Source organism: Allobosea sp. P4_E12 (genome assembly GCF_056401655.1).
In genome coordinates this window covers 54109-72348 of record NZ_JBFUIY010000026.1, presented here as the reverse complement: position 1 = coordinate 72348, position 18240 = coordinate 54109, and the positions used below count along the sequence as shown (strand labels likewise).

Here is an 18240-nt window from a genome sequence, read left to right as displayed (position 1 = left end):
CCGCGGTGCCTGCCACCGGTTGTCATCGCGCAGCGGCAACACTGGTCAGCTCAAGCGGGCGCATCCGCTGGGTGTCCGTACAGACGCGCCCACTGCTCCGCGTCGCGCTGCTTTAGGACTTCGAACGCATCAACGATACGGTCCAGCACCGTTACTTTACGCATCTGACCTACAGCCCAGATTGCCAAGCCTCGTTCGTTGTCGATTAGCCCCACGTTGCATTGATGGACCAGTTCCAAGGCTTCATCGTCACTGACTACCCTAGCCATTTGAGCGCAGAGATAGAGGTATGTTGCTGGATGTCGCTGACGCAGCTCGTCCCAGACCTCTGCCGTCGTATCTCCGCATCTCCTTATAGCCTTCGCGATAATCCAACCTTCCTCACACCGAGCAACCAGCTCTGGAATGATCGCTTCCAAGAATTCAGGCTTGGCCTGATAAGCCAGCGCTTTAGCTGCCCGAAAATCTCCCCAGGCGCGCCAATAACCAAGAGCTATAGGGGCCTCAAAGTGGCTTTCGTGCGCTTTCACCGCCTTGATCCAGCGCGCCATAGCGCCGCGACCGCCGCGATCTACCCATCGCTCCAGGAGCATTTGCTGTGAGTTTAGAGGCAGGTATGCGAAAACCTCGCTGTGAAGCGCGTCTGCAGCGCGCCTCAAGTTGCGGGCACTGTCCGAAGCTACGGCTGTGTATTCGACTAGATCGACCACGGGCGCGGCGTCATCGAGCCCGTTCGCAAGAAGGCGCAGCAGACGTCGGCGAAGCGCTAGCCGCACAAGGAGCGTCGCATCGAGTGATGCAGAGATGGCCATACATAAATCTGGAAAGCTTAGACACGCGATATACGCGCGCACCAAGCTCCGCCGATCAGTCTGGTAAAAATCGTCCGTAACCAGAGTCTGGACGCGCTCCAAAACAATATTCACGTCCGGATGCATTGCGACCCTCTGCACTCTAGGGAACGTCCATCACAAGAATTGAGCTGTCTTGACTGCTGGTAGAGATTAGCCCGGCATCCAATCGGCTCTCAGGAGGCAATGGTCTCAACCTCGTCGTCGGCGAACCAGCCACGTTCTAGCAGGGCCGTGCGCGCCAGGTTGGGATTGTCGGAATAATAGACGATCGCCAGGCTCTCCTCAGCACGACTGCAGGTCACATAGAAGAGACGACGGGTGCGTTCGATACTGGTGTCGTTACCCGCCGCCTCATTTTCGAGGTCGGTTTTAGACTTCTCCTTGGTCCCCATGATCTTGCCGTAGCTAAACAGGAAGCCGCGCGCTTCGTCGTCGCTAATCACCACCATCACGCGCGGAAACTCGCGCCCCTTCACGCCCTGATGGGTATCGAATTGAGATACGCCGCCGACGTAGCGATCATATCTCTCGATCTCGCGAAATGGCGCGTCGAGCGCCCGACGCCAGGCGCCCGCTTCGGTGCTCTCGTCCTCCTCCTGCTCGGCCGCCGCCGTGTCCGCAGGCACCTCAGGAACGAACGGCTGCAGAACGTCGGGAACAACGAACAACTCGGTAGCGGCCACGTAGCGCAGCACGACGCGCAGAGATGGCGGATCTCCGGCCAGCAGTAGCGCCCGAAGCCCGTCGCACGCGGCCCTGGCACGCACCAACTCCTCCTGCTGCTTCTCCCCGGCTTCCGCCAGCCGCTGCCGACAGAGCAGCGGCGAAGTCTGGCGGATCGCCGCTGCGATCGCAAATCGGTCGCCTACCGCCAGAGCATTTGCCAGTGGGAGCAACTCGCGGGTGAAGAAGCCGAGACCGCGGCCAGTGCCGTCGAGCAGCCCAGTCCGCATCGGCTCATAGGCATAGAGCGACCCGAAAAAACGTTCGAACCCGAACCGGCGCGCCGACATCATATGCTCGAGCGCGAGGGTTTTCACTCTGTTACGTCCGGGGAGCCAGCCTTCATCGTCGGTCAGCTCGGCCATTCTCGTCGCTGCGGTCGCTTCGACATCCCTTTTACTGGCGACCGTCTCAGGCGCAAGGAACAGCCGGACGGTCCCTTCCGGTGCGTCGCTCCGCGGCTGTTGCTCTTGTTTATCATCATCGGCGCGAATCTTGTTGATGAGCGCAATCACGCGCTTGGGGCACCGATGGTTCATCGCTTTGCGCGGCCTCGCCCACGCTTCAGGGATCGCTTCGGCGAGGCCGACCTTACCATCGGCGTAGATACGCTGCATGGTGTCGCCGAACAGCCCCAGGCAGAACTGCGCGGGGAATGCCGCCTGGACATCAAGCAGCGCGTCCATGAGGCGCTTTGCGGTATCCTGGCTCTCGTCGATCAACAGGATGGGATAGCGGGCAATGAGGAGCCGGCGCAGGCCCGACTTCGCGTTAAGGAATGCCGCGGTCATAGCGATGACCTCGGCGTGATTAAGGGAATCGCGCGTGCGATTGTCTCCGGTCGGGCTGTAGATGAACCGCATGATCTCGCGGAGTTTCTCGCGGCGTCGGGTCTTGCTCTCGATCGATTGCGCGCGCTCGATCGCAGCCTTGCCACCCCGGCCCTTCGCCTGCTTTTCTTCAAGCTCCGCAATCTCGGCGAGCAAGTTCGCGTCGACCCACTTGCGTATGTCGGCGTCATAGCCGCGGATCAACGACCAGGCGAAGGCGTGTATGGTGGAAACGTCGACCCGGGGATCGAATTCGAGACGCTGCACGATCTCGTCGCAGGCGGCGTTGGTGTAGGTAATGACCGCAATCTTCTGGCCAGTCAGCGTCATCTGGCGGCCTTGGCGCTCACAAAGGTCGCGCACTGCACGGACCAAAGACCGGGTCTTGCCCGAGCCGGCGCCTGCGTAGAGGAAGAAGCTTCGCGGCGCGGCGAGATCGAGGCAGTCGCGAATGGTCTCGTCTGCCACTGCATCGATCAGATCGTCGGTGCTCACGGCGGTCATGCCGCCCCTCCCTCAATCGCCGGCAATATTTCGATCTGCTTCTTCTTGAGCCGTTCCTGCAGCCAGGCCAGCCCTTCGGCGATGTAGCGCGGCACCGTCAGGGTTTCGAACATCTCGGCATCAAGCACGTCGAGCGCGAACTCGGCCTTCTTGCCGGTCTTGAGCGCATCGAACATCGCCGCGCCAACCGCGACCGCCCCCCCGCCCCCGGCGATCGCCTCGCGGAACTTGGTGACCAGCCCGGAGCCCGGAAGTGCGGCGAAGAAGGCGAGGTTCTCGAATGCGAGCGCATCCTCGAACGTGTAAGGATAAGCTGTCTCGCTCGCGACAGCGCCCGGAAGCGTCACTTCGACAGGCAGCTGATAGGCGGCGCGCACCGCGAATAGTGGGTCCTCTGCGGGCTCAAGTATTCGCTCCGCCGGCGTCGCTTTCCATAGCGCGTCGACGTCGGCTTGCGCCGGCACCCATTGCCGCAGTGTCGTGTTGTTGGTGGTCTGCCCGGCACCCGGGGTGGGTGGCGCTGATGTGATCGTGCCGGCCGCTTGGCTGTCGATATCGGTGATGATTAGAGTCAAAAGGCCGAGATGGTCGATCAGCGGGCGAAGGCGATGGGCGTGGCTGCCGCCAATCTCGAGCAAGGTGATGTAGCTCTTGCTGAGCACCTCGAACTTGTGACGGATGAAGTTCGGCACGATCATGCGTTCCGCGGGCCCTTCGACCAGGATGGCGGCATCGGCGAAGAACAGGTCGGCGTGTTGAGCACGCAGATATCGCGTCACGAACCGGGCCGTTTCGTTGCCCGTGCCGAACACCTGCGAGAGGTTAATCACCGTAGAGACCGGTATCCGCGACACCATGCCGGCGGGCAAGCGCCGGAAGTAGCGCAGGCATTCGAACGATACCTCATGCGCGACATGGCTCGAATGCGTGCTGACCAGGAGTTGTGTGCGCCGCAGTTTGGTGCCGTCGAGGTCGGGATGGGCGCGAAGCACCTCGTAGATGCCGTAATGGGCCGGCGCTTCGAATAGCCATTTTGGGTGGCTGTCCCTCAGAATGATGGTGTTGAAAACGAGGTCCGAGCGATCGGCCTCAAGCATCATGAGAGGAACAGCCGTGGAGCATTATGCTGGAATCGATGTCTCTCTGACAGAGAGCAGCGTGTGCGTGGTCGATTCGACGGGCAAGATCGCCCGCGAGATCAAGGTCGCCAGCGAGCCCGAGGCGCTTGTTGGGTATTTCGCCGCTTTGGACTTGCCGGTGAGCCGCATTGGCCTGGAGGCTGGGCCGCTCTCGCAGTGGCTGCACGCCGCGCTTGTCGCWGCTGGCCGTGAGGTCGTTTTACTGGAGACCCGTCACGTGAAGGCGGCGCTTTCGGCGATGACGGTGAAGACCGATCGGAAAGACGCCCGCGGGATCGCGCAACTGCTGCGGATGGGCTGGTATCGCGCGGTCCACGCGAAATCGGTGAACTCCCAGGATACCCGGGCGCTTCTGGTTGGCCGCAAGCTTCTGCAAGGCAAGCTTCTCGACGTCGAACTGAGCATCCGTGGCATCCTGCGCGGGTATGGGTTGAAGGTCGGCGACGTCAGCCGGGGCCGGTTCGAGGCGCGCATCCGCGAACTGACCTCGGGCCACGTCGTCTTGGAGACGGTGATCGGCGCGATGCTGGCGGCGCGCGCGGCGCTGTGGAGCGATTTCRCGAAGCTTCATCGCGAGATGCTGAAGATCGCGCGCGCCGACAAGGTCTGCCACCGGTTGATGTCCACCCCGGGCGTCGGCGCGCTGGTCGCCCTGACCTATCGCTCGGCGGTGGATGATCCTGCGCGGTTTGGGAAATCCAGCACGGTTGGCGCCTATTTCGGGCTGACGCCCAAGAARTATCAGTCAGGCGAGACGAACCGGGACGGCGGCGTCAGCAAAGTCGGCGACACCATGGTGCGAACCGCGCTTTTCGAGGCGGCGCATATYATGCTGACGCGGGCGACCCGCTTCTCGAGCCTCAAGCGTTGGGCGCTCGATGTAGCGCAGCGCCGCGGCATGAAGCGCGCCAAGGTGGCGCTCGCGCGCAAGCTGGGCGTTGTGCTCCACCGCATGTGGGTCGACGCCACCGAGTTCCGCTGGAACAAGGCCRCTCTGGCGGCATGAGGGAGATTCACRTCTKCGAAGCGGACCAGGATCGGCGYCGCTTCATCTGAGGTCCCGTCGCTGGGACGAGAGCCTGGCAAGGTCGTGTGTAAGGCTGTGATTGCCTCGGCAAATCACGCACCCCTAGATTGACCTGTCGGCTCTGGATCTGATGGCATGGTGTGGCGGTCTTCGTACTGACCACGGACAGAAGCATGATCCTGGCGACGAGATATCGTTCAGAGGGACTTGACGATCAAAGGCCCATTACAGAAGCTCTTACAGAAGCTCTGCGAGGTGGTCCGATTACAAGGCTTGTGAACAATGTCGGGGCGGTCTTCCCGAGTAGCGTCGAAACCCAGACGCTGGCCGAGTTGGATATGGCAGTTTCACTGAATTTACGTTGTGCTCTTCAGTGCCTTCAAGCGGTCTTGCCAAGCATGAAGGATGCTGGATTTGGCCGGATCGTGAACATCTCTTCGCGTGCGGCCCTTGGTAAGGAGCTTCGGAGTGCATACGCCGCAACCAAGGCTGGTCTGATTGGTATGGCTAAAGTCTGGGCTCTCGAACTGGGGTGTCACGGGATCACCGCTAATAGTGTCGGGCCTGGTCCCATTCGTACAGAGCTGTTTGAGCGCGCCAATCCGAGAGAAAGTCCTGCAACGCAAGCGATTATCGATAGCATCCCGGTTGGTCGAATGGGCGAACCCGAGGACGTGGCCCATTCGGTAGCATACCTCCTTGATCAGCGAAGCGGCTTTGTCACCGGACAGACACTTTATGTATGTGGGGGAATGACGGTTGGCGCCGCGGGTGCATGACTGTGTCGATCGGCAACGTAATCCGCTCGGCGTCCTTATAAGGTGATCGAAGAGACGAACTGCCCCGCCCACTTGCGTAGGGGGGCGTTCGGTATTGCAATCCTTCCGGTCTCAATCCGTCAGTCGGATCGATTTCTCACGGCAAAGATCGATGCCCTCATTGTCGCTCTCGACCTCGTCGCTGAACTTGGCGACGACGGAGTAGTTGCAACCCGCCGGCTTGTTGAGCTTGAGCGCAATGCTCTTACCGGCGGCGAGCGGCTTGGAGAGCTTCGCAATAAGCCGCGGCTGATCACCCGGGGTAGTGATTTCCAGGGAGACGACCGGCACGAGGCGGGCATTCGTGACTTTGACTTGCGCGGGCGGCTTGGCGGATTGCGCAGTGGCTGGATTAGTCGCGAGGCAAATGGATACAGTGAAGCCGATTAAGCCGGCCGAGATAACGGGCTGACATCTCATGTTGTATGGTTCCCCCATTGCGAGCCTGATGCTGCTCGCATCTAATTTCCGGCTATAATGGGCAGGAAAGCGGCTGCTGTCCTCCCGAACAGCAACCTTCTCCCGCAGAGCGGCGTTCCCCCCGAGATTATTATTAGCCCCGTGCTTTTTCTCGGCTGCAGGTACAATCACACACGCTGTTGCGGGACGACAGCTATACTTTATATGGCGTACCATTAATCTGCCACGTTGTGATCCGCAACTTCCCCGAGTGTCGTTTCAAGTACTGTTAATGTTTCTCGCTGTGTAAGCTTTTATTTACCGCTGTGAAACATCCTCGACGAGGTTCGATCAGTCAAACGGTCGCCCGCCTGCCGATTGCTAAAGGAGCCCCTGCCATTAATTCAGGAAGAATGAGGATGCAGCCAAACGTGCCGACCTCTCGGCCACATAACCCGATTACTGAAATGTTCAACCGGTTGAAGCGCGAAGAGGCCGTTTTGCCTCTCGTCGGCACTTCGGACTCACCGAATGTTACGGCTCAAATGCCGCCTCCTACCCATCTTGGAAGAAATCAGACGGCATTCGTTGATCGGCCAATGAATAAAGACGCGATTTTATAAGCATCTGGCGGTTTGTAAGGCCACGTTATTCACGAGGCAGCCTCTTCCCGCGGACCGGTATTTCCATCAATGCCACGCGCATTTGATTGCCAACTTCGCCCCGTGGGAAGCAACCCTCGGGCCGATTTTACGGGTAGCAATCTAGATAGGAGTGCTGCTGCGGAGTCAGTCCGAGCCATGCGGCGAACTGCCTTCCCGACCGGAACTGGTGGGGATCGGTTACGGCTGCGGCACTGCCGTGGCGGTGATCACGCCGAGGCCAGGGATGGCGAGCCTGCGACTAGTTTCGCTCTCGGCATGCCAGGCGGTGAGCTGTTGGTCGAGGACTGCAATCTCGCCGCTGCTGATCGTCACGATCTGGCGGATCAATATCTCCAGAGCGGATCGAGCGTAGGATGGCAGCGCATCCTTGTCGGCAAACGCCTGCTCGGCGAGCCTCGCAAGATGGGCGATACCGGGGTTGGCGACGAGGCCCAGCTCCGCCAGATGCCCGCGCACGGCATTGGCCAGCATGGTGTGCTGGCGCACGAGCAGGGATCGGGCGCGATGAGTCATGAGCACACTCTGTTGCTCCACCATCTGCCCGGCACCAACCGCATCGTCGGACGCTGGACGGCTTCGCAGATCGCTTCGGCGTCGAGCGCATCGCTCTTGCTGCGCTTGACGTAGGCCTTCACGTAGGACGGAGGAATCAGCCGCACTTTGTGGCCCATGTTGGCGAGCGTGCGTGCCCAGTGATGCGCCGTTCCGCAGGCCTCCACGCCGATCAGGCAAGGAGGCAGCTTCGAGAAGAGGGGCAGCATCTGCTTGCGGTGTAGCCGCTTGACCAGAATCGTACGTGAGGTTGGCCCGCTTGTACCGCGCAAGTTCTGAGGAGTGACGAACGTCGGCCTCCCGAGATCCAGCGACGCTCGGTGCTTCAACTTGGCAATATCCTAAGGTGGAGGTTTATCGCTTCGCTAACTGGTTCTACGCCTTTTGTCTCATGCCGACCTTGCTGCTACCTCGCGAGCGAGTAACAATAGGGGGCGCGGCGACACCTCCACGCGGCGTTCCCCTCCACTCGGCCGCCAACGGGCGGCCTCTTTTTGGCGTCGGTGATCAGGTGGGAACAGTAGAGCCTACAGCATAGTTGGCGGACTTTCCTGCGCTTCGAGGAACTCGGTCCGAGTTCTGCCCCTGGCGGCTCCCCTCGCTGACGATCTTGTCCTCAGCCCTGATCGCACGAACTGGCGAACTTTGGGCGGTTAGCGGATGAAGGCGCTCTGCTCGGGCCGAATGGCTATGCCAGGTTCCGTTCAATTGCGGATCGGGCGGCCTGGAAGGTTGCTACTGCTTCCGGCACCGCTCCTTGCTGCTGTTCAAGAATGAGAAGGGCAATTTCGTAAATCTCCCTGACGTCGGCTGCTTCCAATAGGCCTTTCTGCACCAGGCAGCGCAGTAGGCCGGCCATTGTTGCGGAGGAGACCAGATTTGCTGCGGCGACGCCATTCAATGAGGCAACGGACATCGCGGGCTCATGGTGCTTCTGTATGCGCAGGTTCCGGCACGGTATAGCCCTCCGCTGCGTACGATGTTATTTTGTTTCGCAACGTGCGGATGGCGATGCCGAGTAGCGAGGCGGCGTGCGTGCGGTTGCCGCCGGTTTCCCGGAGCGTGGCTAGGATCAGTTGGCGTTCGGCAAAGGCTACCGGCAGGCCGACGAACTGATCTACGACGGGTCGCTCACCATCGAGCAGTTGCATGGTCACGGTCCTTTTCGAGCCCCCCAACTCTTCTGGACCCCTTAGAATGGCGCCCGCCGTGGTTAAGAAGCGGTAAATCGATATTGTGAGTGGGCTGGGGACAGCGTGGGGTTCGGCGCTCTCCGCCCTCGGGCCGAGATGCTGGCCCCGGCTCCAACTCGTCCGTTCGCGCTCAGCGCAACAGCGATCGAGAACCTGGGAGCAGGTTCGTGATCACCGGCCAAGTAGGCGGCGTTCAAGCAAAGCCGGCATGTCGCGGCGGCCGTCAGCGATGACGAAGATGACGACTTTGCTGCCAATTACGCGGTAGATTAGGCGATACGGATCGAGCAGAATCTGCCGGAATTCCCGAACACCTAACGCCTCCAGTTCCTTGGGGAAGCTGCCCCGTTCCGGGTAACGCTCCGGTGTGGAGATCCTTTGAATGAATGCATCGAGCAAGCACTCAGCCGCTTCCATTGAACGGTGTTCAGCCAGGTAGTAGTGAATGGCTTCGAGATCATCCTCCGCGCCTTGCGTCAGCTCGACCTCAAAGAGGCCCTCCTTCATCGACGATCCGCCGCTTTTCCGCGCAGTCTTTCGACGACAGCGCGAGCCGGCTTGGTCTTGCCTGCATCGACATCCTGATTGCCGATGGCAAGCAGCTTCAACAGCGCGAGCGTCTCTTGCGTCTGTTCAAAGGAGGCAACGTCCTGGAGCACCGCCCTGGCCTCCCCATTCTGCGTGATCACCAGAGGCTCTCGCCTTTCGGTGAGGTTGAGGAGGATGTCGGCTGCGTTGGCCTTCAGATAGCTGATCGGTTTGACTTGGGCAGAATACCGCAAAGGGGCCTCCCGGACTAAATTCGGTTCGAATATAGTCCGGACGTTAGCGCCGTGCAACTGTGGCGTAGCGGCTGGTGCCTTCCGGTGTTCGCGATCGTCCAGTCAATCGTCAGCGTCGGTACGGAGCCCACGAGCAGCAGTGATCATCGCTGCGAGATGACTTGCCAGGGCCTCGATCCCGTCAGCGGGGCTGGGGCGAGCGCAGCATCGGCGTCAGAACCGGCGACGATCCGGCCTGGATGGTTCCAAGAATGTCGAACCCGTGCCGCTGATAGAGCGGGATGTTCCGCGGATTCGAGGATTCCAGATAGGCCGCGGCGCCCTCGCTATCGCAGCGTGCGAGCGCATGACGCATGAGCGCGCTGCCGATGCCCTGGCCCTGCCGCGCCGGGTCGGCGCCGATCAGCGGCAGATACCAGTGCGGGACCTCTGGATGATGGCGCGCCATCGCACTCGGCCAGGTCGATGACATCTCGGTCGATTTGCCCGTCGCGCGCATCGGCCCGCGCCATCACCGCGGGCAGTTGTTCGAATGCGGCCAATACCTCTGGCCGAACCGGGTGGTCGTTCGCCACCGCCAGGGCGGCGCGCACCACGTAACGGTCGGCGAGATGGCACGATGCATTCGCGATAGGGAACATAGCTCGCCCTCGCTTTGGCGAGGTGGCCGAGCGACATCACCAGGCGTTCCCGTGACTCACGTCGGCGCTATCTCGATCGGCTGGCCGCCGCTGAGGAACCCGGTCGGTCCCGCCAGTTACTCGGTTGCGCCAACCGGGCGCATGGCTTTGAATCCGAAGGTCTGAGAGCCGACGAGTTGCGGCTCACGCGACGCGTGAGTCGCAAGACGGATTATCCTTAAATCGGCGTGCCGACATTGCCGATCAACTGATTGGGTGAAATGTAGGCATGCTCCGTTTGGCGTAGCACATAGCCGGGCATCGGACTGAGAATTACCGCCGGGGCACTGCGCGCTCCTGCGGTGGGATGGAGAAGCGCCACGCGTTGGCCCTTCGAGACCTCGTCACCCAGCGCGACGAGATGTTCAACAAGGCCTGCGCGCGGTGCGGTGTACTGGCCTTCCGGCCCGGCAGTGAAATGCACGCCGGAGAAGGGGATGGGCGCCACCACCGGCTTGATCGCGCCGAAATCGGCCAGCGCGCGCAGCAGCCCTTCTTCCATGATCGTCAACTCGGATGATTTCATGCGCCCGCCGCCGCCCTCGACCTCGATGGAGGCCAGATCGGCGAGCTTCGCCGCGCCGCAGGCGGTTTCGTCGATTCCGTCGACATGCTGCACGAAACGGTATCCCCACGCCTCCATCAGGCGATTCAGGCGAGCATCGTCAACGACGCTTTTCGCCGTGGTGAAGCCGAAGACCATGGGCACGACCGAGACGTCGCTGCCTCCGGCATGGACGTCGATCAGAAGATCGACAGCCGGAAACAGTGCTTCCGCCGTGAAGGCGCAGAGGCGCTCGGTCGGCGTGCCATCGGCCTTGCCAGGGAAGAAGCGATTCATGTTCTGCCCATCGAAGGGCGAGAGGCGCTTGCCCTTCTGTGAGGCGGGGAAATTGAGGGACGGCACGATGATCACGCGCCCGGTCACGTCAGCGGGTTCGAGCCGCTCGGCAAGTCGCCGCAGGACGATCTGGGCCTCGTATTCGTCTCCATGGATGCCGCCGCAGAGCAGGACGGAGGGGCCCTGGCCGTTATTGATGCAGCAGACGAAATCGCCGGTGACGCCGTCGAGGGCCCCGACGAGCGACCCGAGGTCATAGCTGAACTTGCCGGGACGGGTGGCGTCGAAATCAGGAAGCATAGCCGTGTCCTTCCGGCCGACAGGGGCAGCCCAACCGAGGCTGCGCCCGTCGGCGCTGGTTTCAGATGGGTGGTGGTTCAGGCGGCCGCGCGGCCGAGCGGTGCGGCGGCGAGAATCTCGGCCGGCTTGTGAAAGCGCACGGGGGAGAAGGGCTCCAGGACCTCCGGCTTCACGCCGGAGATCAGCCATTCCGCGAAGAGCTTGGTGAACCCCAGCGAGATCGCGAAGCCATGGCCGGACCAGCCGTAGCCGTAAATGGTGTTGGCCAGGCCCTCCGCCTGTCCGATCAGCGGAATGTGGTCGACGGCGACGGTGTCGACCCGCGACGCGTCCGCCTTGAGGAAGGTCGAGTTGTCGATGAAGGGCAGGGTCAGGATCGCATCGGTGACGTTCTGCGTCATCGCACTGAGCGAGCCTTTCCAAAGGCCTTCCGGTGTATGGGCGACATGGGCACCGCCCGACAGCATGATCGTACCATCCGGGAGTTGCTTGACGGCGAGGCGCCGATGCGCGTGCGAGAGCAGATGGTTGACCGTCTTCTTCAACGGGTTCGAGACGTAGTGCATCTGCGGCATGAGGTTCCAGACCGGCCCGAGCTCGTGCGGCTTGAGAATCGGCTTCAGCAGCGTCTCTGCGCCGGCATTGGCGACCACCACCAGCCGCTCTCCGATCGGGACGATCTCGCCATCGGCGAGCTTCACGGCGGTGGCAACGCCGCGCGCATGCAGGAGCTCGACGACTTTGGCGCCCGTGCGGATCACCGCTCCGGCCTTCGTCGCCTGCGCCGCGAATTGACGCGTTGCGAATGTGTGGTCGCCGACGCCGTCATTGGGGCAGTAGATCGCGCCGATGATACCGGGGGCGAGCTCCGGTTCCCGAGCCAGCGCCTCATCGCGCGTCAGCACCTCCGAAGGCGTGCCAAGGCTCGACTGGGCGGCGGCGTTTGCCGCCATGCGCCCGAGCACTTCGTGTTCGCGATGGCCATACGAGACGTCGTAGACCTGCAGGCCACCGAGTCGGCGGAACCCGACACCGCCCTCAAAACTCTCCTGATAGTCGCCCCAGAGCTTCAGGGCGAGGGCGCAGATCGGCAATTCGCGCAGGTCGCGACCATTGGCGCGCACACCGCGCTCGCCCGGTCCGCCGGAGGCGCCGCCGGCGATCTCGCCTGCCTCGAGGAGTGTCACCGTCTTGCCGGCGCTCGCCAGCTGATAGGCCAGGCTCGTGCCGTAAATGCCCCCGCCAACGATGACGATTTCGGAGGCATTGCTGTGATCGGACATCGATCAGTTCCTTATGTTGCTTCGGTGGTCAAAGTCGGGGAGGCGTTCATCCGCGAAGTGACAGGTCGCCGTGCTGCGGCCTCCCGGCGCAGGTAGGGATGGTGGCGGATCCTCGGCGCAGGGCCGTGGCACGCGCCCATCGGCGGTCTCGACGACCGTGGTCGCTCCGATGGCGAGCCGCCGCGCCAACGGGCAGCGTGTGTGGAAGCTGCAGCCCGGCGGAATCGCGAGGGGGCTTGGGATCGAGCCCTCCAGCACCGGCGCTGGCCGGTCGCGGGAGATCGGGGCGAAGTGGCCGGCGATCGCCATCAGGCTTTGCGTATAGGGGTGGCGGGGTGCGCCGCAGACCTCGCCGACATCGCCTTGCTCAACGAAGCGGCCGAGATACATCACGCCGACGGCATCGGCCATATGCTCGACCAGGGTCAGATCATGCGTGATGATCACGTAGGTCAGCGCAAGCTTCGCCTGAAGATCGGCCAGGAGATTGATGATCTGTGCCTGGACCGAAACGTCGAGCGCGCTGACCGGCTCGTCGAGGACGAGCACCTCCGGCTCGCAGATGATTGCTCGGGCGATGGCAACGCGCTGGCGTTGTCCGCCGGACAATTCATGCGGGTAGCGCCCCAGATGGGCCAGGTTGAGACCGACCAGGCCAATCACCGCCTTGATCCGGTCGAGCCTGGCTGTGCGTTCGCGATGGAGACCGTGCACGGTCAGTGCTTCACAGAGCGTATCGAACACGGTCATCCGCGGATCAAGCGAGGCCCTCGGATCCTGCAGGACGAGCTGAACCTTGCGGCGCATCGCGCGTAGGCCGGCTGGATCGAGCGTCGAGAGCGGGACGCCATCGATCGTGACCTCGCCCTCGGTCGGTCGCAGCAGCCCGACGACGAGCCGTGCCAGCGAGCTCTTGCCGGAGCCGGATTCTCCCACGATGGCGAAGCAGGTTCCGCGCTGGACCCGGAACGAAACCCTGTCGACGGCCCGTACCACAGGCGCCGCCACACCGCTCAGAAAGCGCCGCCTGCCACCGAAATGCCGGCTGACATTCGCGACGATAACGATGTCGTCGGTGTCGGTTCCGGGTAGGCGAGGTGGGAGTGGGAAGGGCGCGTTCATCGCGTTGCCTCCTCGGCAAAGACGCAGGCCACGTCGCGGCCGGCGACGGCCCGGAGACCAGGCTCGCTTGAGGCGCATTCCGCCCGGTTGGCGCTGCGCTGGCAGCGGGGCCGGAATGAGCAGCCCGATGGCAGGCGACCGATCAGCGGCGGCTCGCCAGCGATGGTCCGCAGATGCCGGCCTCGGCCTTCGCTTCCACCCGGGGCCGACGCGTGCAGTGCCTGAGTATACGGATGGAGCGGTCGCTCCAGCACGCTCGCAACATCGCCGCTTTCGACGAGCCGGCCCGCATACATCACCGCAACGTCGTCGGCGAAGCGCGCGACCAGGTTGAGGTCGTGGGTCACGAGCAGAATGGCCATGCCACGCTTCTTCTGGATCTCGGTCAGCAGGACGAGGATTTGCTGCTGGATCGTGACGTCGAGTGCACTGGTCGGCTCGTCGGCGAGCAGCACTTCGGGGTTCTGAGCAAGGGCGATGGCGATGACGATGCGCTGCTTCATGCCTCCGGAGAACTGGTGCGGGTACATGTCGAGCCGGCGCTCGGGATCGGCGATATTCACGTCGCGCAGAAGCGCAATGCAGCGCTGTCGCACGGTCTCCGAGTCGAGCCGGGAGCCGGCCGTGACCGCCTCGGCGAGCTGGTTGCCAATGGTGAGCACGGGGTTCAATGCGCTTGCCGCGTCCTGGAACACAATGCCGACTTTGCGGCGTCGCAGATCGCGCAGCGCGGCGGGGCCGAGGCCCAATGCCTGCTCGCCCCCGATGCGTATAGCGCCTGCCGTAATCGCCACTTCCTGCGGATTGACCAAGGTGCCGACGGCTCTCAGCAGCGTCGACTTGCCGGAGCCGGATTCCCCGACCACCGCCAGAGTCCGGCCCGGCTTGATCGCGAGATCGACACCACGCACAACCTCGAGAAGGCCCTCGCCCGTGCGGTAGGCGATCCGCAAACCACGGACTGAAACGGCCAGGTCGGTCGCTTTCTCCACGGATTGCTGCTGCGCCTCGTCTGGCGGACGGCGGCGCCGCAGGAGGCTCAGAATCGGAGGCCTGCGAGCGACGCGCCGGCTGGTCGGATCGTAAATCGTACGCAGAGCGTCTCCGAGCAAATTGAAGGCTAGCGCCGAGACGGCGAGGAACAGCCCAGGGAACGTCGCGAGATAGGGATGGCTGCGAATATAGGAGCGGCTCTCGCCCAGCATCGTTCCCCATTCGGGGAAGGGCGGCTGGGTGCCGAGTCCGAGGAAGCCGAGGCCCGAGGCGGAGAGCAGGGTCGAAGCGAACAGCAAGGTAGACAGCGTCAGAAGCGTGCCGGAGATGTTCGGCAGCACATGGCGCAGGATCACCCGCACCGGAGTGGCCCCCAGTGCGATCGAGCCCTCGATATAGGGCTCGGCTAGGATGCTCAGTGTCACCGCCCTTGCCGTGCGCGCAAAGACGGGGATCGCAACGATGCCGACCGCGATGATGACGTTCTGCATATTGGCGCCGAGGATCGCGACGACGGCCAGCGCAAAGACGATATCGGGGAAGCTCAGCATGACATCGATGGCGCGCATCACCGCGGCTTCGATCCAGCCCCTCCGCCAGGCGGCGAGGACGCCGAGCGGCACGCCGACCAGAAAGGCCACGGCGACGCCGCCTACGCCGATGCCCAGCGTCGCACGGGCGCCGACCAGGACGCGGCTGAAAACATCGCGGCCGAGCTGGTCGGTGCCGAACCAATGCGCGGCGGAAGGTGGCCGCAGGGTTTGGGCGAAGTTCTGGCGAAAGGCATCCTGAGGCGCCAGCATAGGCCCGAAGATCGCGAGCAGCAGGTAGAGCGTGACAAGCGTCAGGCCTACGACGCCTTTCGGCTGCGAAAGGATGCGTCGGAGCAGCAGCCAGCGCGACTGCGGTGCAAAGGCGTCAACGGGTGCCGCTCTTTCAGGCGCGGAGAGCACGTTCGGCATGATGCTCATGTCGCCCGCTCCTGCTCGCGCGTGCGGGGGTCGAGCCACTGGGTCAGCAGGTCGGTGACTAGATTGATGATCACGAAGAAGAACGCGAACATCAGGATTGCGTACTGGATCACCGGATAATCGGCGCGGGAGACCGCATCGACGAGCAGGCGACCGACGCCTGGAATGCCAAACACGGTTTCGGTGACGACCGAGCCGCCCAGCATGCCGCCGAACTGTACGCCGGCGACGCTGACCGCAGCGATCAGTGAATTACGCAGCGCATGAAACAGCACGACGCGGGTCTCGCTGAGCCCCTTAGCCCGCGCGGTATCGAGATAGTCCTTGCCCATCGATTCCAGCAGGCTCGTCGCGACGAGGCGGCTGAACATCGCTGCCGGGCGCGTCGCAATGACGAGGATCGGCAGGACGAAATGGGCGGGCGTCGAGGCGCCCGCCGCGGGCAGCCAGCCGAGATTGACCGCAAAGAGCCAGATGCAAAGCAGGCCCAGCCAATAGATCGGCATCGAGATGCCGGCGAGCGTGAGCACCGTGATCGCAGCATCGGCGAGGCCGCCCGGCCGCATGGCGCAGACGATGCCGGCAATCGTGCCGACGACAAGGCCGAGTGCGAGCCCGCCGATCGAGACGATCAACGTGTTCGGCAGACGCTCCGAGAGTTCGACGACGACGGGGCGATGCGTGCGGAAGGACGTCGCAGCGGATGGGTCCCAGATGCCGCGCAGAAACTGGCCGTACCGCGTGAGAAGCGGCTCGTTCAGGCCGAGGAATTTGCGGATGCTCTCGATCTCTTCGTTCGAGGCGGTCGGCCCGGCGAGGATCTGGGCCGGATCGCCCGGTATCAGGTCGACGAAGAGGAAGACGAGCAGGGAAACCGCAAAGAGCGTCGGCAGCGCGCTGCCCAGGCGTTTGAGAACGAACATTGCCGCTTCTCCGCTATGCAAGCCTCACTTCAGCGTGACCTTGTCGAAGACCAGCGTCTCGTTCGGCTGGATCGCCAGACCCTGAACGCGGTTGGCTACGCCCAGCGCCTGGGTCTGGTACCAGAGGAAGAGGAAGGGCTGGTCGCTCCAGACAATGTTCTGGATCTCGCCATAGATCTCCTTCTGCTTTGCCGGGTCGGTCGCCATGCGTCCCTCCTTCAGCAATGCATCGACGCGCGGATTTGTGTAGCCGGTCCGGTTCGCGCCGACGCCGGTGAAGAACAGGCGGTAGAGCGTATAGTCCATGCCCGCGGTGGCGCGGCCGACCATGCCCATGTTGTCGGTGCGCTGGGCCGGCTCCATGCCGACGACCTTGGTCCAGGTGCCGCGGTCGACAACGATGGGAGTCGCCTTGATCCCGATATTTTCGAATGAACCGGCGAGAGCCTGGCAGACCTGCGAATCCTTGATGTAGCGACCGGTAGGGCAGGTGAAGCTGAGCGTGAGCTGGCCCGGCTTGTAGCCGGCCTCGGCGAGCAGTTTCTTGGCGCCTTCTGGGTCGAAGGCGATCGGCGGGAAGGTCTTGCGCAGTTCGTCCTGAGTGCCTGGGCCGACCATCCCGACCGATGGCGTGCCTAGCCCGCCAAGAATTCCCTTGGTGATGCCTTCACGATCGATCGCGAGGTTCAACGCCTTGCGCACGCGCGGGTCGGCGAGTGGCCCGCGCAGCACCATTTCCATGTTGATGGAGAACATGCTGGGTGGGTTGATGACCTTGGCGTCCTTCAACGCGTTGATCGCCGGCATGGATTCAGGTGGTACGCGTTCGACGACATCGACGCTCCCGGTCTCCAGAAGCGCCATGCGGGAGCCGTCTTCGGGAACGAAAGTGAAGTCGATGGCCTTGAGCGTCGCCGGATAGTCGCCGGAATAGGAAGGGTTGGGGACGAGCCTGAAGCCTTCGCCACCGATGAATTTCTCGACCATGTAAGGGCCGGAGCCGACGGGCTTTCGGCCATATTCGGCGCCCATGGCCTGCAGCGCCTTGACGTTGACGATGCTGGCGGCCGTGTTGGACAGCAGCATCAGGATATGCCCGTTCGGCTCAGCGAGGTGGAACTCGACGGTATCCTCGCCTACCGCTTTGATCGTCCCGAGCGAGGCATAGAGGCCGCGATAGATCGAGCCGGTCTTCTCGTCGAGCATGCGGTTGAAGCTTGCCGCAACGGCCTCGGCGTTCAGCGGGTCGCCGTTGCTGAATTTCCTGCCTGTCCGGATCTTCACCGTGAAGACCTTCCCATCGGGCGAGAAGGCATAGTCTGTCGCCAGATTCTTCTGGACGTTGTTCTGCGGGTCGAGCCGGAAGAGGCCCTCCATGACGGCCAGATCAACCGCATTCCCGACCGGAAGATCATTGAAGGCAGGATCGAAGGTAGCCGGGTCCGCACCGACCGCGATGCGAAGGGTGCCGGCCGGCTGCGCCTGCACCTGGAGGGCCATGATCGACACGCCGGCGGAGAGGGCGGCGACGTAGCAGGATCGACGAAGGTTGCGCATGTTCGACTGTTCCCCAAGCTCGCAAAGATATCGTTCCATGACGGCGCAGCCGGGCGAATGCCCCGCCCAACGCTATGGAGGGAT

Annotated in this window: 16 protein-coding genes and 2 pseudogenes; 2 read left to right on the top strand and 16 right to left on the bottom strand. The window is 62.8% G+C overall.

What is annotated here, in order from left to right:
- Positions 1 to 50 precede the first annotated feature (50 nt).
- The 3 genes from AC1DW9_RS26705 to AC1DW9_RS26695 form a co-directional block, all read right to left on the bottom strand.
- A complete protein-coding gene (locus AC1DW9_RS26705; RefSeq protein ID WP_476777325.1) occupies positions 51 to 938 on the bottom strand; it encodes a hypothetical protein in 888 nt (295 codons plus the stop codon).
- Positions 939 to 1027: 89 nt separating this feature from the next.
- Positions 1028 to 2911: a UvrD-helicase domain-containing protein gene (locus AC1DW9_RS26700; protein WP_476777326.1), complete on the bottom strand. Its 1884-nt coding sequence runs from the start codon at positions 2909 to 2911 to the stop codon at positions 1028 to 1030.
- Positions 2908 to 4011 (bottom strand): ATP-dependent nuclease, encoded by a 1104-nt coding sequence (locus tag AC1DW9_RS26695; protein WP_476777327.1) that lies wholly within the window; start codon positions 4009 to 4011, stop codon positions 2908 to 2910. The genes AC1DW9_RS26700 and AC1DW9_RS26695 overlap by 4 nt, the downstream gene beginning before the upstream one ends.
- Positions 4012 to 4024: 13 nt before the next feature.
- Here AC1DW9_RS26695 and AC1DW9_RS26690 point away from each other — a divergent pair, with 13 nt between their 5' ends.
- Both AC1DW9_RS26690 and AC1DW9_RS26685 read left to right on the top strand, forming a co-directional pair.
- A complete protein-coding gene (locus tag AC1DW9_RS26690; RefSeq protein ID WP_476855231.1) occupies positions 4025 to 5056 on the top strand; it encodes an IS110 family RNA-guided transposase in 1032 nt (343 codons plus the stop codon).
- Between the two features lie 194 nt (positions 5057 to 5250).
- Entirely contained in the window at positions 5251 to 5856 is a 606-nt protein-coding gene (locus AC1DW9_RS26685; protein ID WP_476777285.1) for an SDR family oxidoreductase, read from the top strand.
- A gap of 111 nt (positions 5857 to 5967) precedes the next feature.
- Here AC1DW9_RS26685 and AC1DW9_RS26680 read toward each other — a convergent pair whose 3' ends face one another.
- The 13 genes and pseudogenes from AC1DW9_RS26680 to AC1DW9_RS26620 all read right to left on the bottom strand — a co-directional run bounded on the left by AC1DW9_RS26680 (position 5968) and on the right by AC1DW9_RS26620 (position 18156).
- The gene (locus AC1DW9_RS26680) at positions 5968 to 6186 is read right to left on the bottom strand and encodes a hypothetical protein (RefSeq protein WP_476855230.1); all 219 of its coding nucleotides are present in this window, start codon (positions 6184 to 6186) and stop codon (positions 5968 to 5970) included.
- An 879-nt stretch (positions 6187 to 7065) separates the two neighbouring features.
- Positions 7066 to 7762, bottom strand: a pseudogene (locus AC1DW9_RS26675) (IS110 family RNA-guided transposase); the annotation flags it as partial.
- A gap of 437 nt (positions 7763 to 8199) precedes the next feature.
- Positions 8200 to 8427, bottom strand: coding sequence for a hypothetical protein (locus tag AC1DW9_RS26670; protein WP_441493752.1), 228 nt, complete (start codon positions 8425 to 8427; stop codon positions 8200 to 8202).
- A gap of 7 nt (positions 8428 to 8434) precedes the next feature.
- Positions 8435 to 8662, bottom strand: coding sequence for a helix-turn-helix domain-containing protein (locus AC1DW9_RS26665; RefSeq protein ID WP_476777283.1), 228 nt, complete (start codon positions 8660 to 8662; stop codon positions 8435 to 8437).
- A gap of 213 nt (positions 8663 to 8875) precedes the next feature.
- Positions 8876 to 9211, bottom strand: a complete 336-nt coding sequence (locus AC1DW9_RS26660) for a type II toxin-antitoxin system RelE/ParE family toxin (protein ID WP_476777282.1) — start codon at positions 9209 to 9211, stop codon at positions 8876 to 8878.
- Positions 9208 to 9486, bottom strand: coding sequence for a type II toxin-antitoxin system Phd/YefM family antitoxin (locus AC1DW9_RS26655; protein ID WP_441493749.1), 279 nt, complete (start codon positions 9484 to 9486; stop codon positions 9208 to 9210). Before AC1DW9_RS26655 ends, AC1DW9_RS26660 begins: the two co-directional genes overlap by 4 nt.
- 181 nt (positions 9487 to 9667) lie before the next feature.
- Positions 9668 to 9934, bottom strand: a pseudogene (locus AC1DW9_RS26650) (GNAT family N-acetyltransferase); the annotation flags it as partial.
- Positions 9935 to 10344: 410 nt separating this feature from the next.
- Positions 10345 to 11307, bottom strand: a complete 963-nt coding sequence (locus AC1DW9_RS26645; protein WP_441493748.1) for a M14 family metallopeptidase — start codon at positions 11305 to 11307, stop codon at positions 10345 to 10347.
- A gap of 77 nt (positions 11308 to 11384) precedes the next feature.
- Entirely contained in the window at positions 11385 to 12590 is a 1206-nt protein-coding gene (locus AC1DW9_RS26640) for an NAD(P)/FAD-dependent oxidoreductase (protein ID WP_476777281.1), read from the bottom strand.
- A 3-nt stretch (positions 12591 to 12593) separates the two neighbouring features.
- Positions 12594 to 13712 (bottom strand): ABC transporter ATP-binding protein, encoded by a 1119-nt coding sequence (locus tag AC1DW9_RS26635; protein WP_476777280.1) that lies wholly within the window; start codon positions 13710 to 13712, stop codon positions 12594 to 12596.
- Positions 13709 to 15676, bottom strand: a complete 1968-nt coding sequence (locus AC1DW9_RS26630) for a dipeptide/oligopeptide/nickel ABC transporter permease/ATP-binding protein (RefSeq protein ID WP_476777279.1) — start codon at positions 15674 to 15676, stop codon at positions 13709 to 13711. The genes AC1DW9_RS26635 and AC1DW9_RS26630 overlap by 4 nt, the downstream gene beginning before the upstream one ends.
- Entirely contained in the window at positions 15673 to 16599 is a 927-nt protein-coding gene (locus tag AC1DW9_RS26625; RefSeq protein WP_476769565.1) for an ABC transporter permease, read from the bottom strand. Before AC1DW9_RS26625 ends, AC1DW9_RS26630 begins: the two co-directional genes overlap by 4 nt.
- Positions 16600 to 16623: 24 nt before the next feature.
- Positions 16624 to 18156, bottom strand: coding sequence for an ABC transporter substrate-binding protein (locus AC1DW9_RS26620; RefSeq protein WP_476855229.1), 1533 nt, complete (start codon positions 18154 to 18156; stop codon positions 16624 to 16626).
- Positions 18157 to 18240 lie beyond the last annotated feature (84 nt).